The 16,922-nt window shown below is 72.0% G+C and carries 1 protein-coding gene; it reads left to right on the forward strand.

Features of this window, described 5'->3' with window-relative positions:
* Positions 1-34: 34 nt before the first annotated feature.
* Positions 35-16,918 (forward strand): type I polyketide synthase, encoded by a 16,884-nt coding sequence (locus tag AB0A97_RS35700; protein ID WP_361158260.1) that lies wholly within the window; start codon positions 35-37, stop codon positions 16,916-16,918.
* Positions 16,919-16,922: the final 4 nt, after the last annotated feature.

Raw genomic sequence — 16,922 nt, forward strand, 5'->3', positions numbered from 1 at the left:
GCTCACTGACGGAACATTTTGGTAAGGGATCCTGGTGGACAACCAAGAGAAACTCTTCGACTACCTCAAGAAGACCGCGGCCCAGCTCCAGGAAACGCGTAAGCGTCTGCACCGGCTGGAGGCCGCCGAGCAGGAGCCGCTGGCGATCGTCGGGATGGCGTGCCGATTCCCCGGTGGCGTGGGCAGTCCGGAGGAGTTCTGGGAGTTCCTTGCTTCCGGTGGCGACGGCGTGGACGGTTTCCCGACCGACCGCGGCTGGGACCTGGAGAGTGTGTACGATCCGGACGGTGAGCGCGAAGGCACCTCGTACGTCGCCCAGGGCGCGTTCCTGCGGGAAGCGGCCGAGTTCGACGCGGAATTCTTCGGAATCAGCCCGCGCGAAGCTCTCGCGATGGACCCGCAGCAACGGCTGTTGCTGGAGACGTCCTGGGAGGCGCTGGAACGTGCCGGCATCGACCCGGCGTCCCTGAAGGAGAGCGCCACCGGTGTGTTTGCCGGTGGCTTCACCTCCGGTTACGGGCTCGGCATATCCATGAGCCAGGACGACTCCGGCGCTGAGGGTCACGTGCTGACCGGCAATGCGACCAGTGTCCTGTCCGGGCGGGTGTCGTATGTGCTGGGTCTTGAGGGTCCGGCGGTGACGGTGGACACGGCGTGTTCGTCGTCGTTGGTGGCGCTTCATCTGGCGGCGCAGTCGGTGCGGTCGGGGGAGTGTTCGCTGGCGCTGGCGGGTGGGGCGACGGTGATGGCGACGCCGGGGACGTTCATCGACTTCTCCCGTCAGCAGGGGTTGTCGGCTGATGGCCGGTGCCGGGCGTTTTCGGAGGATGCGGATGGTACGGGCTGGGCCGAGGGTGCCGGCATGGTTGTGGTGGAGCGGCTGTCCGATGCCCGCCGTAATGGCCACAAGGTGCTGGCGCTGTTGCGGGGCAGTGCGGTCAATCAGGACGGTGCGTCCAACGGTCTGACCGCGCCCAACGGGCCGTCGCAGCAGCGGGTGATCCGTGCGGCCCTGGTCAACGCCCGGTTGGCTCCGGGGGACGTGGACGTGGTCGAGGCCCATGGCACCGGTACCACACTCGGTGACCCGATCGAGGCGCAGGCGCTGCTGGCGACGTATGGCCGGGACCGTGGCGATGGCGAGCCGCTGTGGCTGGGGTCGGTGAAGTCCAACATCGGCCACACCCAAGCCGCTGCGGGCGTTGCGGGTGTCATCAAGATGGTGCTGGCGCTCCAGCATGAGCGGCTGCCGCAGACGCTGTACGCCGAGGTGCCGTCCTCGCATGTGGACTGGTCGGCGGGTGAGGTGCGGCTGCTCACCGAACCGGCGCCCTGGCCGGCCGACGGAGACCGGGTGCGGCGGGCTGCTGTTTCTGCGTTCGGCATGAGCGGTACCAACGCTCACCTCATCCTGGAAGAGGCTCCCGCAGCGCAGGAGGCCGAAGCCGCCGAGGAGCCCAAGGAACCAGAGACGGAACCGGATGGGCCGGCTGCGCGGGTGCTGTCCGGGGAAGGTGCCGGTGCGGTCCGGGCCTGGCAGGTCTCGGGCCGGTCGGCGGCAGCACCGGCGGCGCAGGCGGACCGGTTGCACGGCTGGCTGACGGCCCGTCCGGAGCTGCGACCGGCCGATGTCGCCTGGTCGCTGGCGACCGTGCGGACCGCCTTCGAGCATCGTGCCGTCATCGTCGGCAGTGACGACCGCGCCGCGCTGCTGACGAGCTTGGAAAATCTCGCCGCCGGAACGCCGAACGGTTCGGTGGTGTCCGGAACGGCCCGCCCCGGCCTCCGGCCGGTGTTCGTCTTCCCCGGTCAGGGGTCGCAGTGGCTGGGTATGGGACAGGAGCTGGTGCGTACCTCGCCGGTGTTCGCGGGGCGGTTGGCGGAGTGTGCGGCGGCGTTGGCGCCGTACGTTGACTGGTCGCTGACCGATGTCCTGGCGGGAACGGGGGACGCCCCTGCGCTGGAGGCGGCGGATGTCGTTCAGCCTGCGTTGTGGGCGGTGATGGTGTCGCTGGCTGATGTCTGGGAGGCGGCCGGTGTCGCTCCGGATGCGGTGGTCGGCCACTCGCAGGGGGAGATCGCTGCGGCTACGGTCGCGGGGATGCTGTCGCTTGAGGATGGCGCGCGCGTGGTGGCGTTGCGGTCGCGTGCGCTGAAGGTGCTGGCGGGTGCGGGCGGCATGCTGTCCGTCAGTCGTCCGGCGGCGGAGGTCGAGGAACGCCTGGCCCGGTTCGGCGACCGGCTGTCCCTGGCGGCGGTCAACGGCCCCTCGGCCACCGTCGTCTCGGGCGAACCGAAGGCCCTTGAAGAGCTGAAGGCGGAGTTCGAAGCGGAAGGCGCCCGGGCCCGCATGGTCGCGGTCGATTACGCCTCGCATTCGGCGCAGGTGGACCGGCTGAAGGAGGAGATCACCACCGTCCTGGCCGGAATCACCCCGCGCCAGGGCCGCGTCCCGATGGTGTCCGCGATGACCGGTGAGACCCTCACCGGCGAAGAGTTGGACGCCGGCTACTGGTATCGCAGCCTGCGCACCACCGTACATTTCGAACGGGCGGTGCGCTCCCTGGCCGGCCAGGGGCAGCGGGTCTTCATCGAGGTGTCGCCGCATCCGGTGCTGTTGAGCGCCATGACGGACTCGCTGGAGGAGGCCGCGCAGGAGGCGGGCCCGGGCGTCGTGCCCGCCGCCCTGTGCGGGACGCTCCGCCGGGACGACGGTGGCGCGGAACGGCTGGTCACCTCGCTCGCCGAGGCGTTCGTCAACGGCGCGCCGGTGGACTGGGCGTCGGTGCTGCCCGCCGGTGAGCGGGTCGAGCTGCCCACCTACGTCTTCCAGCACCGCCGGTACTGGCCCAAGGGCCCGATGGTGGGGCTGCGCCAGGACGGCGGCGACGCACTGGCGCTGGGCCTCGGCGCGGTCGGCCACCCACTGCTCGGCGCTGCCGTCGAACTGGCCGGGGGCGACGGGGTGGTGTGCCTGGGACGGCTCTCACTGCGCACCCATGCCTGGTTGGCCGACCACGCCGTCGGCGGTGTGGTGCTGTTGCCCGGCACCTGCTTCGTGGAGCTGGCGGTGCGCGCCGGCGACCAGGTCGGCTGCGGGCTCCTGGAGGAATTGACGCTGCACGCTCCGCTGGTGCTGCCCGCCGACGGCAGCGGGGTGCAGCTCCAGGTCGCGGTGGCCGCACCGGACACGGAGGGACATCGCGGAGTCCGGGTCTTCTCCCGCCCCGAGGACGCCGCCGACCGGCAGGCATGGACGCTGCACGCCGGCGGGACGCTCGGCCCAACCGCGCCGCCCGCACCGGCCGACCGGGACTTCGCGGTGTGGCCCCCGCAGGACGCGGTGCCGGCCGACGTCTCGGACGTCTACCCGGTGCGGCTGGCGGAGGCCTACGGCCCCGCCTTCCACGGGCTGCGTGCGGCCTGGCGGCGCGGCACGGAGGTCTTCGCCGAGGTGGTGCTGCCCGAGGAGGTCGCGCAGCAGGCGGGCACCTTCGGTCTGCACCCGGCGCTGCTGGACGCGGCGCTGCACGCCTCGTTCCTTTCCCAACCGGCCGCCGCGCAGGAGACCGGGCAGGTCACCATGCCGTTCGCCTGGACCGACGTGGCACTGCACGCCGGCGGCGCCACAGTGCTGCGGGTACGGCTGCGCCAGGACGCACAGGGCGGGCTCTCGCTGGCGGCTGCCGACACCACCGGAGCCCCGGTGGTCACCGTGGGTTCGCTGGTACGGCGCCCGGTATCGGCGGAACAACTGCACGCCGCACAGGACGAGTTGGCCGACTCGCTGTTCGTCCAGGAATGGGCCGAGCTGCCCGGCGGTGACGCCCCGACCGGCGAGTGGGCTCTGCTCGGCGCCGACCGTTACGGGCTGGCCGACGGGCTGGAGACGGCAGGCGTGAAACTGCGCTCCTTCCCCGGCCTCCCCGAGCTGGTCGCCGCGGCGCAGACCGGCACCGGTGCCCCGCGAACCGTTGTGGTCTGCGCCGACGTCCTGTCCGACGTGGACATCCTGACCGGTGCCGACGCCCTGTCCGACGTGGACGCCCTGCCTGGCGACAACGTGTCCGCCGAGGACGCCGAGGCGTCGGCTGACGACCAGGCACCGGCTGACGATGCGACGTCGGCGGGCAAGGAGGTACCGGCGGCCCCCGGCTTCCCGCAACCGGTCGGCGCGGCGCGCCACCTCCCGGGTGCGGCACACCGGGCCGGCGTCGCCGCGCTCCACTTCGTTCAGCAGTGGCTGACCGAACCAGCCTTGGAAGACGCCCAGTTGGTGGTCGTCACCCGGGGGGCGGACGCGGTCACCGACGAGGACGTGGTGGACCCGGCCGCTGCGGTCGCCCGCGGCCTGCTGCGGTCGGCGCAGTCGGAGAACCCGGACCGGCTGTTCCTGGCCGACCTCCCCGCGCACGCCGACGCCCCGCACGAGGCGGCGCTGCTGCCCACGGCGCTGGGCAGCGGGGAGCCGGAGGTGGCGATCCGCGGTCAGGCCCAGTACGGCAGGCGCCTGACCCGTCCCACGGGGGAGGTGACGCGGATCCAGTGGCCGTCCGGCATCCAGGCCGACCCGGCAGCCCGCTCGCTGCTGGTCACCGGCGGCACCGGAACCCTGGGCGGGCTGGTGGCCCGGCACCTGGCGGCCACCGGCCGGGCAGGCTGCGTGGTACTGACCAGCCGTTCCGGCCCGGTCGCCACCGGTGCGGCCGCCCAGGCCGCCGAACTGGCCCAGCTCGGCGTACAGGTACGCATCGTCGCCTGCGACGCAGCAGACCGGGACGCCCTGGCCGCCGTGCTGGAGCAGATCCCGGCCGCGAACCCGCTGGGCTCCGTCGTGCACGCCGCGGGCGTCGTCGACGACGGTGTGATCATGTCGCTGACGCCGGAGCGGCTGTCCGCGGTGCTGCGGCCGAAGGCCGATGCCGCCTGGCACCTTCACGAGCTGACGGCCGGACTCCAACTGGACCGGTTCGTGCTGTTCTCGTCCGCCGCCGCCGTCTTCGGCTCGGCAGGCCAGGGCAGCTATGTGGCGGCCAACGCGTTCCTGGACGCCGTGGCCGCGCACCGCAGGGCCACCGGCCTCACGGGCACGTCGCTGCAGCTCGGCCCGTGGGCTCACGAGTCCGGCATCGGCCGCAACCTGGACGCCACCTCCCTCGCCCGCATCGACCGGGGCTTCGTACCGCTGACCGCCGACGAGGGACTGGTCGTCCTGGACACGGCGCTGACCAGGGACGAAGCAGTGCTGATGCCCGCCAGGCCGGACACCGCGGCGTTGCGCGCACAGACCGCGGCCGGCGGCGAGGTGCCGCCGCTGTGGCGGGCACTGGCGGGACCGTCCGCCCGGCGCACCGTCGCCTCCGGGACCGCCACCGGCTCCGGTGCGGAGGCCGGTGAGGCACTGCGCCGCAGGCTGGCCTCGGTCGGTGGCACCGAGCGGGACCGGCTCCTGCTGGAGCTGGTGTGCGCGCACGCCGCCGCCGTACTGGGGCACGCCTCCCCTGACGCGATCGACGCCGGCCGTGCCTTCACCGATGTCGGCTTCGACTCGCTGACCGCGGTGGAACTGCGCAACCGGCTGAAAGCACAGACCGGACTACGGCTGCCGGCGACGCTGGTGTTCGACCATCCCACCCCGGCCGCGCTGGCCGCGATGCTCCGTGGCGAACTGGCCGGGGACCTGCCCGCCACCGCCGCTCCCACCGCACCGGTTGCAGTGGGCGCCGACGAACCCATCGCGATCGTCGGCATGGCCTGCCGTTTCCCGGGCGGTGCGACCGGCCCGGAGCAGTTGTGGCACCTGCTGGACTCCGGCGCGGACGCGATCGGCCCGTTCCCCCGCGACCGTGGCTGGGACCTGGACCGGCTCCAGGACCCGGACGCAGAGCGCACCGGCGTCTCCTACCAGCAGGTCGGCGGATTCGTACCGGACGCCGCCTCCTTCGACGCCGGCTTCTTCGGGATCAGCCCGCGCGAGGCGCTGGCCATGGACCCCCAGCAGCGGCTGCTCCTGGAGACTTCCTGGGAGGCGTTCGAGCGCGCGGGCATCGACCCGGCCTCGGTGCGCGGCAGCCAGACCGGTGCCTTCATCGGCGGCTACTCCTCCCGGTACGCCCACGACGCGTCGCTGGAGGGCACCGGCGTCGCCGAGGCACACCTGGCGACGGGCAACGCGACCAGCGTGCTCTCCGGCCGGCTCTCCTACGTCTTCGGCCTGGAGGGCCCGGCGGTGACGGTGGACACCGCGTGCTCCTCCTCCCTGGTGGCGCTGCACATGGCCGCCCAGGCCCTGCGCGCGGGCGAGTGCTCACTCGCTCTCGCGGGCGGCGTCACGGTCACCGCCACCCCGGACGTGTTCGTCACCTTCGCCACCGCGGGCGGGGTGTCTCTGGACGGCCGCTGCCGGTCATTCGCGGCCTCGGCCGACGGCTCCGGCTTCGCCGAGGGCGTGGGGTTGCTGGTGGTCGAGCGGCTTTCCGACGCGCGTCGCCATGGGCACAAGGTCTTGGCTGTCGTACGGGGCAGTGCGGTCAACCAGGACGGTGCGTCCAACGGTCTGACCGCGCCCAACGGTCCGTCGCAGCAGCGGGTGATCCGTGCTGCGCTGGCCAACGCCCGTCTCACGCCCGGTGACGTGGACGTGGTGGAGGCGCACGGCTCGGCGACCAAGCTGGGCGACCCCATCGAGGCCCAGGCCCTCCTGGCCACCTACGGCCAGGACCGCCCCGCGGAGCGGCCGCTGTGGTTGGGTTCGGTGAAGTCCAACATCGGTCATACGCAGGCTGCTGCCGGTGTTGCGGGTGTCATCAAGACGGTGCTGGCTCTTCAGCATGAGCGGTTGCCGCGCACGCTGCATGTGGATGAGCCGACGCCGCATGTGGACTGGTCGGCGGGTGAGGTCAGGCTGCTGGCGGAGTCGGTGCCGTGGCCTGGTGGTGAGCGGGTGCGCCGGGCGGGTGTCTCCGGTTTCGGGATGAGCGGCACCAACGTACACGTGATTCTGGAGGAGGCCCCGGCCGATCCGGCCGACACTGGCGAAACGCCCGAACCGGCTGAGGCCGCGCCTGCCGTTCTTGCGGCGGGTGAGGCGTCCGCGTGGTTGGTGTCGGGTCGGTCTGCGGAGGGTCTTGCTGCGCAGGCGGGTCGGTTGGGGGAGTGGGCGGCTGGGCGTGCTGCGTTGCGTCCGGTTGATGTGGCGTGGTCGTTGGCGGCTACGCGGGCGGTGTTGGAGCACCGGGGTGTGGTCGTGGCTGGTGACCGGACGGGGCTGTTGGACGGGGTACGGGGCCTGGCGGCCGGTGAGTTGTCGCCGGGTGTGGTGTCGGGGGTTGCTCGGGCCACGGGTCGTACGGTGTTCGTGTTCGCGGGGCAGGGTGCGCAGTGGGTGGGGATGGGCCGGGAGTTGTTGGCTTCGTCGCCCTTGTTTGCGGCGCGGCTCGATGAGTGTGCGGTGGCTTTGGCGCCGTATGTGGACTGGTCGCTGACTGATGTGTTGGCGGGTGCGGAGGGTGCTCCGGCGTTGGAGGCGGCTGAGGTTGTTCAGCCTGCGTTGTGGGCGGTGATGGTGTCGTTGGCCGCGGTGTGGGAGGCGGCGGGTGTGGTGCCGGATGCTGTGGTGGGTCATTCGCAGGGGGAGATTGCTGCGGCGACGGTGGCGGGGATGCTGTCGCTGGAGGATGCGGCACGGGTGGTGGCGGTGCGTTCGCGTGCGTTGTCGTCGCTGGATGTGGCTGGGGCGATGGTGTCGGTGGTGATGCCGGCTGGTGCGGTGCGTGAGTTGGTGGCGGGTTTCGACGGGCGGTTGTCGGTGGCTGCGGTCAACGGCCCGGCGTCGGTGGTGGTCTCCGGAGAAGCGGAGGCGCTGGCTGGATTCGAGCGGGAGCTGGCGGCGCGTAAGGTGCTGCGCTGGCGTATCCCGGCGACGGACTTCGTGGCGCATTCGGCGGCGGTGGAGCCGCTTGCCGCCCAGCTTGAAGTGGAGCTGTCGGGTATTGCCCCGCAGGCGGGCCGCATCCCGTTGGTCTCGACCGTTACGGGGGAGTGGCTGGCCGGGCAGGAGGTGGATGCCGGGTACTGGTTCGCGAACCTGCGGCAGATGGTGCGCTTCGAGGACGCCGTGCGCACGCTGCTGGAATCCGGTTACGGGGCGTTCGTCGAAATCTCGCCGCATCCGGTGCTGACGGCTGCGGTGACCGAAACCGCCCAGGACACGGACGCGGGCACCACCCCGGTGCTGAGCATCGGCACCCTGTCGCAGACCGATGCGGGCGCGGCCGGTCTGCTGCGCGCCCTCGCACACGCCCACGTGGCGGGGTTGCCGGTGGACTGGCGCAAGGTCCTGCCGGCCGGTGAGGTGGTGGAGCTTCCCACCTACGCCTTCCAGCACCGCCGTTACTGGCTGGAGCCCTCCGCCACCGCCACAGCAGCCGCCGCCGCGGTCGCCGCTGGCGGGTCCTCGGCCGCCGAGGCGCGGTTCTGGGCCGCCGTCGAAGGCGGCGACCGTACCGGGCTCGCCCGGGCACTGGCCATCGAGAACGAGCACCAACTCGACGGTCTGCTGCCCGCGCTGGCATCCTGGCGGCGCCGCGAGCAGGAACGTTCGGCCACCGAGAGCTGGCGCTATCGGATCACCTGGGCGCCGGTGGCCGACCCGGTACCGGCCCGGCTGGCCGGCCGCTGGCTGCTGCTCGTACCGGCCCAGGAAGCCGACGGCGAGGCGGCCCGGCAGTGCCGTGCGGCGCTCACCGCCCGCGGTGCCGAGACCGTGCCGGTCCAGGTGCCGGAAGGCACCGTTCAGCGGGACGCGATCGCCGCGCTGCTCGACCGGACACAGCAGGACGCCGAGCCGGCATCCGGAGTGCTCTCGCTGCTGGCGCTGGACGAGACGCCACTGCCGGACCACCCGGTGGTGACGGCGGGCCTGGCCGCCACCCTCGCACTGGTGCAGGCGCTCGGCGACACCGGCATCACAGCGCCGTTGTGGGTGGCCACCCGCGGCGCCGTCGCCACCGGCCCCGACGAGGCGCCGACCAGCCCGCTGCAGGCCCAGGTCTGGGGTTTCGGCCGGATCGCCGGGCTGGAACACCCTGACCGTTGGGGCGGGCTGATCGACCTTCCCACCGTCCTGGACGAACGCACCGGCTGGCAGTTGGCGACCGCACTCGCCGGCTCCGTGGAGAACCAGGTCGCCCTTCGGCCGTCCGGGGCCCTGGGTCGCAGACTCGCCCACGCTCCGCAGTCCCCGGCGGCCGCTACCTCGCAGTCGGCGACGGGAACCGCGCTGATCACCGGCGGCACCGGCGCACTCGGCGGCCACGTGGCCACCTGGCTGGCCGCACGCGACACCGAGCGGCTGGTACTGACCAGCCGCTCCGGCCCCGCAGCCGCCGGAGCCGCAGCGCAGGCCGCCGCACTGGCCGCGCGCGGCACCCGTGTGGACGTACTGGCCTGCGACACGGCCGACCGTTCCCAACTGGGCGCGGTGATCGGCCGGATCGGCACCGACGGCCCCCGGCTCACCACCGTCGTGCACACCGCGGCGGTGCTGGACGACGGCGTGGTGGACGCCCTCTCGCCGGCCCGGCTGGAGACCGCGCTCGCGGCCAAGGCCGCCGGCGCCGCCCACCTGGACGAGCTGACCGCCGACCTGGACCTGGACGCTTTCGTCCTGTTCTCCTCCGTGGTCGCCACCACCGGAGCCCCCGGACAAGCCAACTACGGTGCGGCCAACGCCTACCTGGACGCCCTCGCCCAGCACCGACGCAGTCGCGGCCTGCCCGCACTCGCCGTGGCCTGGGGACCGTGGGCGGTCGGCGTGGCACAGGGCTCCGCAGCGGCACGGCAGCGGCTGGCCCGCAACCAGTGGGAAGAGGTGATGGACCCGGACCTGGCGGTACGGGCCCTGGGCGAGGCGCTGGACGGCGGCGACACCGTACTGACAGTGATGAACATCGACTGGTCGGCGATCCTCGCCCAGCCGCAGTCCTCGGCCGGTCTGCTGCGAGCCGCCGTGATGCGGGACCTGCCGGAGGTCCACCGGCTGGCCGCGCTGCTGGCCGAGACCCCGCAGGCACCGGCCGAGCCGGCCCTGGCGGAACGGCTGGCCGGACTGGGCCGCCCCGCACAGCGCCGGGTGCTGAGCGACCTGGTGCGGGCCGGGGCCGCCCGGGTGCTCGGCCACACCTCGCCCGACGCGGTCCAAAACCGGAGCGCCTTCAGCGACCTCGGCTTCGACTCGCTGACCTCCGTCGAACTCCGGAACGACCTCAGTGCCGCAACGGGTCTCAGGCTCCCCGCGACCCTGCTGTTCGACCACCCCACCCCGGCCGCTCTCACCGGCTACCTGGAGACCGAACTCCTGGGCACCGGGCCGCAGACACCCGCCACACCGGCCGCGCTGCCGGCCACCCTCGTGACGGACGAACCGATCGCGATCATCGGCATGGCCTGCCGCTACGCCGGAGGCGTGGCCGGACCCGACGACCTGTGGCAACTGCTCACCTCCGCAGGCGACGGCATCTCCGGGTTCCCCGACGACCGTGGCTGGGACCTGGAGGCGCTGGACGGCCCCTCGTACGTCCGGCACGGCGGCTTCATCGAGGACATCGGCGGCTTCGACGCCGGCTTCTTCGGGATCAGCCCGCGCGAGGCCCTGGCCATGGATCCCCAGCAGCGACTGCTGCTGGAGACCTCCTGGGAGGCACTGGAGCGCAGCGGCATCGCCCCGACCTCCCTGCGGTCCACCGCGACCGGCCTGTTCATCGGCGGTTACGCGTCCGGCTACGGTTACGGCGCCGACTTCGAGGGCGCGGCCCACCTCATCACCGGCACCGCGACCAGCGTGCTCTCCGGCCGGGTGTCCTACACCCTCGGCCTGGAAGGCCCGGCCGTGACGGTGGACACCGCCTGCTCGTCCTCACTGGTGGCCCTGCACATGGCGGCCCAGGCTCTGCGCTCCGGGGAGTGCTCGATGGCACTGGCCGGCGGCGTCACCCTGATGGTGACGCCCGAAGGCTTCATCGGCTTCAGCGAGCAGAGCGGCCTCGCCAAGGACGGCCGCTGCAAGGCGTTCTCCGACCAGGCCGACGGCATGGGCATGGCTGAGGGCGCCGGCGTGCTCGTCATCGAACGGCTTTCGGATGCGCGGCGCAACGGGCACCCGGTGCTGGCGGTGCTGCGGGGCAGTGCCACCAACCAGGACGGTGCGTCCAACGGGTTGACCGCGCCCAACGGGCCGTCGCAGCAGCGGGTGATCCGGGCCGCGCTGGCCAACGCTCGTCTGGCGCCCGGTGACGTGGATGTGGTGGAGGCGCACGGTACCGGTACGAAGTTGGGTGATCCGATCGAGGCGCAGGCGTTGCTGGCCACTTACGGTCAGGACCGCGGCGAGGGCGACCCGCTGTGGCTGGGGTCGGTGAAGTCCAACATCGGGCACACCCAGGCCGCTGCTGGTGTCGCCGGTGTCATCAAGATGGTGCTGGCCCTCCAGCACGGACAACTGCCGCGCACTCTGCACGTCGACGAACTGTCCTCACACGTGGACTGGACCGCTGGCGAGGTGAAGCTGCTGACGGAACCGGTGCCGTGGCCCAGCGGGGGCCGGGTGCGGCGGGCCGGCGTCTCCTCCTTCGGCCTCAGCGGTACCAACGCACACGTGATCCTGGAGGAGGCCCCGGCACCCGCCGTCACACAGGACGGTGACAGCCTCGTCGGAGCCCCCGAGGGGACCGGGGCCGTGAGCACGGTACTCGTTCCCGGCGTGGCACCCGCCTGGCTGGTGTCCGGCCGCTCGGCTGCGGGTCTGGCCGCGCAGGCGGACCGGCTGCGGGACTGGCTGACGGCTCGCCCGGAGCTGGAGCCGGCTGATGTGGCGTGGTCGTTGGCGGCGACGCGTTCGGTCTTTGAGCACCGGGCTGTCGTGGTGGGTACGGGGCGTGCCGAGTTGCTCGGCGGCGTGGAAAGCGTGGCGTCGGGTGTTCCGGCTGGTTCGGTGGTGTCCGGCGTGGCCCGTTCCAATGCCCGCCCGGTGTTTGCTTTTGCTGGTCAGGGTTCGCAGTGGCTGGGGATGGGTCGGGAGCTGGCGGGGGTTTCGCCGGTGTTCGCGGCGCGGCTCGATGAGTGTGCGGCGGCGTTGGCGCCGTACGTGGACTGGTCGCTGACTGAGGTGTTGGCGGGTGTGGAGGGTGCTCCGGCGTTGGAGGCGGCGGATGTCGTCCAGCCTGCGTTGTGGGCGGTGATGGTCTCTCTTGCTGCTGTTTGGGAGGCCGCGGGTGTCGTCCCGGAAGCCGTGGTGGGCCATTCGCAGGGGGAGATCGCTGCGGCGACGGTGGCGGGGATGCTGTCGCTTGAGGACGGCGCCCGCGTGGTGGCGTTGCGGTCGCGCGCGCTGAAGGTGCTGGCGGGTGCGGGCGGCATGCTGTCGGTCAGCCGCCCGGCGCCGGAGGTCCAGGAACGTCTGGTCCGGTTCGGGGAGCGGCTGTCCCTGGCGGCGGTCAACGGCCCCTCGGCCACCGTGATCTCGGGCGAACCGGAGGCCCTTGAGGAGCTGAGGGCGGAGTTCGAAGCGGAGGGCGCTCGGGCCCGTTTGGTCGCGGTGGACTATGCCTCGCATTCGGCGCAGGTGGACCGGCTGGAGGAGGAGATCACCTCTGTTCTGGCCGGGGTCTCCCCGCGCCGGGGCCGGGTTCCGATGGTCTCGGCGATGACCGGCGAGACGCTGTCCGGTGAGGAGCTGGACGCCGGGTACTGGTATCGCAGCCTGCGTGCCACGGTGCATTACGACCGTGCGGTGCGGGTGCTGGCGGGTCGTGGTCATCAACTGTTTGTCGAGGTGACGCCGCATCCGGTGCTGATGGGGGCGATGAACGACACCCTGGAAGAGGTCGCCCAGGAGACAGGCCCGGGGACAGAGCCCGCCGCGGTGTGTGGAACCCTGCGGCGCGATGACGGTGGCGCCGAGCGCCTGCTGACCTCGTTGGCAGAGGCGTTCGTCAACGGGGCGCCGGTGGACTGGCAGGTGGTGCTGCCCGAGGGGAAGCGGGTGGAGCTGCCGACGTATGCGTTCCGGCATGAGCGGTTCTGGCCGAAGGCGAGCGCTGTGGCTTTCGGTGGTGATGCGGTGTCGTTGGGGTTGGGTGCGGTGGGTCATCCGTTGTTGGGTGCGGCGGTTGAGCTGGCGGGTGGTGCGGGTGTGGTGTGTACGGGCCGGTTGTCGGTGCGTACGCATCCGTGGCTGGCTGATCATGCTGTGGGTGGTGTGGTGCTGCTGCCGGGTACCGGTTTTGTGGAGCTGGCGGTGTGTGCGGGGGATCAGGCGGGGTGTGGTGTGCTGGAGGAGTTGACGCTTCAGGCGCCGCTGGTCTTGCCTGAGGACGGTGGTGCTGTGCAGGTCCAGGTGGTGCTGGCCGGGGCGGATGCCGAGGGGCGGCGTGCCGTCGAGGTCTTCTCCCGGCTGGATGCGGCTGGTCAGTCGCAGGGGTGGACGCAGCACGCCGGCGGTGTGCTCGCCCCCGCCGGTCCGGCGGCTGCGGCTGAGGAGGACTTCGCGGTGTGGCCGCCCCGTGACGCCACGACGGTGGACGTCTCTGGCCTGTACCAGGCGGCGGGCGCGAATTCGTACGGCTATGGTCCGGCGTTTCAGGGGTTGCGGGCGGTGTGGCGCCGGGGCGAGGAGGTTTTCGCCGAGGTGGCGCTGCCGGAGGAGGTGGCGGAGGACGCTGCGGCCTTCGGTGTGCATCCGGCGCTGCTGGATGCCGTACTGCATGCCAGTGCCTTGCTCGGTGTTGAGGGGGAGCCGGGCGAGATCCGGTTGCCGTTTGCCTGGACGGGTGTGGAGTTGCATGCCAGTGGTGCGTCGGTGCTGCGCGCCCGGTTGCGTCGTGATGCGCAGGGCACGTTGACGGTGTCGGCTGCTGATGCGGCGGGTCAGCCGGTGATTTCCGTAGCCTCGCTGATCACTCGCCCGGTGGACACCGGCCAGCTTCGCACCGCCGACACCGGAATGGCCGATGCGCTGTTCGGAGTGGAATGGGCGGCGGTCACCGAGGCCGAGGCGGCCGTCGGTGAGTGGGCGCTGATCGGTGCCGACCGTTTCGATGTCGCCGGGCAACTGGCGGCTGCTGGGACGCCGGTGCGCTGTTTCCCGGGGCTGGAGGAGCTGGCCGCTGCCGCAGCGGACCGGGAGATCGACCCGGCTTTCGTCCTGGTCTGCGCCGGTGGCGAGAGCCAAGACGCAAACGACCCGGCGCGGGCCGCGGCCCGGGTGACTGGTGAGGCCCTGGTTCTGGTGCAGGAGTGGCTGGGTGAGGAGCGGCTGGCGGAGAGCCGGCTGGTGGTTCTCACGCGGGGTGCGGTGGCGGTCTCGGCCGGTGAGGGGGTGGCCGATCTTCCGGCAGCAGCCCTTGCGGGCCTGGTGCGCTCGGCCCAGTCGGAGAACCCCGACCGGCTGTTCCTCGTCGACCTGCCGGCCACCAACACCGCCGGTGAGACTGACGTTCTCCCACTTGCCGTTGCCACCGGGGAGCCGGAGCTGGCGCTCCGAAACGGCGCAGTGCACGCACGACGCCTGGTGCGGCCCTCCGGGGGGCTGCCGGTTCCGGAGGGCCGGTGGCGGCTGGAGCCGGACGCGGGTGGTTCGCTGGAGGGATTGTCACTGCTCCCGTCGCCGGAGGTGGACCAGCCCCTCACGGCCGGACAGGTGCGGGTGGCGGTCCGGGCGACCGGCTTGAACTTCCGCGACGTACTGATCGCGTTGGGTATGTATCCGGGTGGCGGAGTGCTGGGCAGCGAGGTTGCCGGGACGGTGCTCGAAGCCGGACCGGGGGCGGACCATCTCGTCCCGGGTGACCGGGTGATGGGGCTGTGTGAGGGCGGTTTCGGCCCGGTGGTCGTCACCGACGCCCGGCAGCTGGTGCGGATTCCGGACGACTGGTCCTACGCCGAAGCCGCCTCCGTCCCCAGTGCGTTCATGACTGCTTGGTATGCGCTGGTGGAGTTGGCGGGGGCGAAGCCGGGGCAGCGGGTGCTGGTGCATGCTGCCACGGGTGGGGTTGGGATGGCGGCGGTGCAGATTGCCCGGTACCTGGGGCTGGAGGTCTTCGCGACCGCCAGTCCGGGGAAGTGGCCGGTGCTGGCGGCGATGGGTCTGGATGGGGCTCACATCTCGTCTTCCCGTACTGCTGGGTTCGAGGCGGATTTCCTGGCCGCCACGGACGGTGCCGGTGTGGACGTCGTGGTGAACTCGTTGGCGGGTGAGCTGACCGATGCGTCGCTGCGGTTGCTGCCGCGGGGCGGGGCGTTCGTGGAGATGGGCCGTACCGATGTCCGCGACGCCCAGGCGGTGGCGGCGGAGCAACCCGGTGTCACCTACCGCCCGTTCGAACTCGGTGAGGCGGGACCGGCAGCACTGGGCACGATCCTGGAGCGGGTCGTGGAGCTGCTGTCCGTCGGCGAGCTGCGGCGGCTGCCGATGCGGGCGTGGGAGGTGCGCCGGGCGCGGGACGCGTTCCGGTTCATGCAGCAGGCCCGGCACACCGGCAAAATCGTCCTGACCCTGCCGTCGAACCTCGCCGAACCCCGGTCCACCGAACCGTCCGGTGTCGGCTCGGCGTTGATCACGGGTGGTACGGGCACGTTGGGTGGCTTGGTGGCCGGGCATCTGGTGGTGTCGGGTCGGGCGGAGCATGTGGTGCTGACCAGTCGTTCGGGTCCTGGTGCGGCCGGTGTGGCGGTGTTGGCCGCTCGGGTGGCGCACTCGGGTGCTTCGGTGACGGTGGTGGCGTGCGACGCCGCCGACCGTGGGGAGCTGGCTGCCGTACTGGCGGCGGCCCCGGCGCAAGCGCCGTTGCGAACCGTGGTGCATACCGCGGGTGTGCTGGACGACGGTACGGTCGGTTCGCTGACCGCGCAGCGGGTGGCGGGGGTGCTGCGTCCGAAGGCGGACGGTGCCTGGAACCTGCACGAGCTGACCCAGGGACTGGACCTGGACCACTTCGTGCTGTTCTCCTCCGCGGCAGCCACCTTCTCCAGCCCTGGCCAGGGCAATTACGTGGCGGCCAACGCCTTCCTGGACGCACTGGCCGCGAAGCGGCGGGCGGCCGGACTGCCCGCCACCTCGCTGGCCTGGGGCATGTGGGCCGACGCCAGCGCGCTGACCGTGCAGCTCAGCGAGTCCGAACGGGCCCGCATCAACCGTGGCGGAGTCATGGCGCTCAGCGCCGACGAAGGCCTGGCGTTGCTGGACCTGGCGCTGGCCCGGGACGAGGCGCTGCTGATGCCGGCCAAGCTCGACCTGGCCGGGATGCGGGCGCAGAGCATCGGAAGCACGGAGGTCCCGCCGCTGTTCCGGGCCTTGGTCTCGGCCGGTAGCGGGCGGCGCAGCGCTGCCGGGGCCGGTGACGCGGGTGCGGATTCGCTGCATCAGCGGCTGTCCGGGCTCTCCGGGCAGGAGCGGACCAGGCTGCTGACCGACCTGGTCCGTACGCATGCGGCGGCCGTCCTGGGGCATGCCTCGGCGGAGGCCGTCGAGCCGGGCCGGGCCTTCACCGACCTGGGCTTCGACTCGCTCACGGCCGTCGAACTGCGTAACCGGCTGAGCACCGCGACCGGGCTGCGGCTGCCCGCCACCCTGGTCTTCGACTACCCCAACACCCTCGAACTGGCCTCCTTCCTGAAGGAAAAGCTGCTGCATCAGATCGTTGAACATGGCGAGCCGGACGCTGCGGAGGAGAAACTCCGCACGGCACTCGCGACCGTACCGCTGTCCAGGTTCCGGGAAGCCGGGCTGATGGAGGCGCTGCTGCGGCTCGCCGGCGTCCAGGACGACGCCCTGCTCGCCGAAGAGGGCGAACAGGGCGAAGACATCGACGAACTGGACGCCGACAGCCTGATCCGTCTCGCACTGGGCGGCGAGAAGGAATGACACC

The sequence above is a fragment of the Streptomyces sp. NPDC045470 genome (genome assembly GCF_040646595.1).
GTDB lineage: Bacteria > Actinomycetota > Actinomycetes > Streptomycetales > Streptomycetaceae > Streptomyces.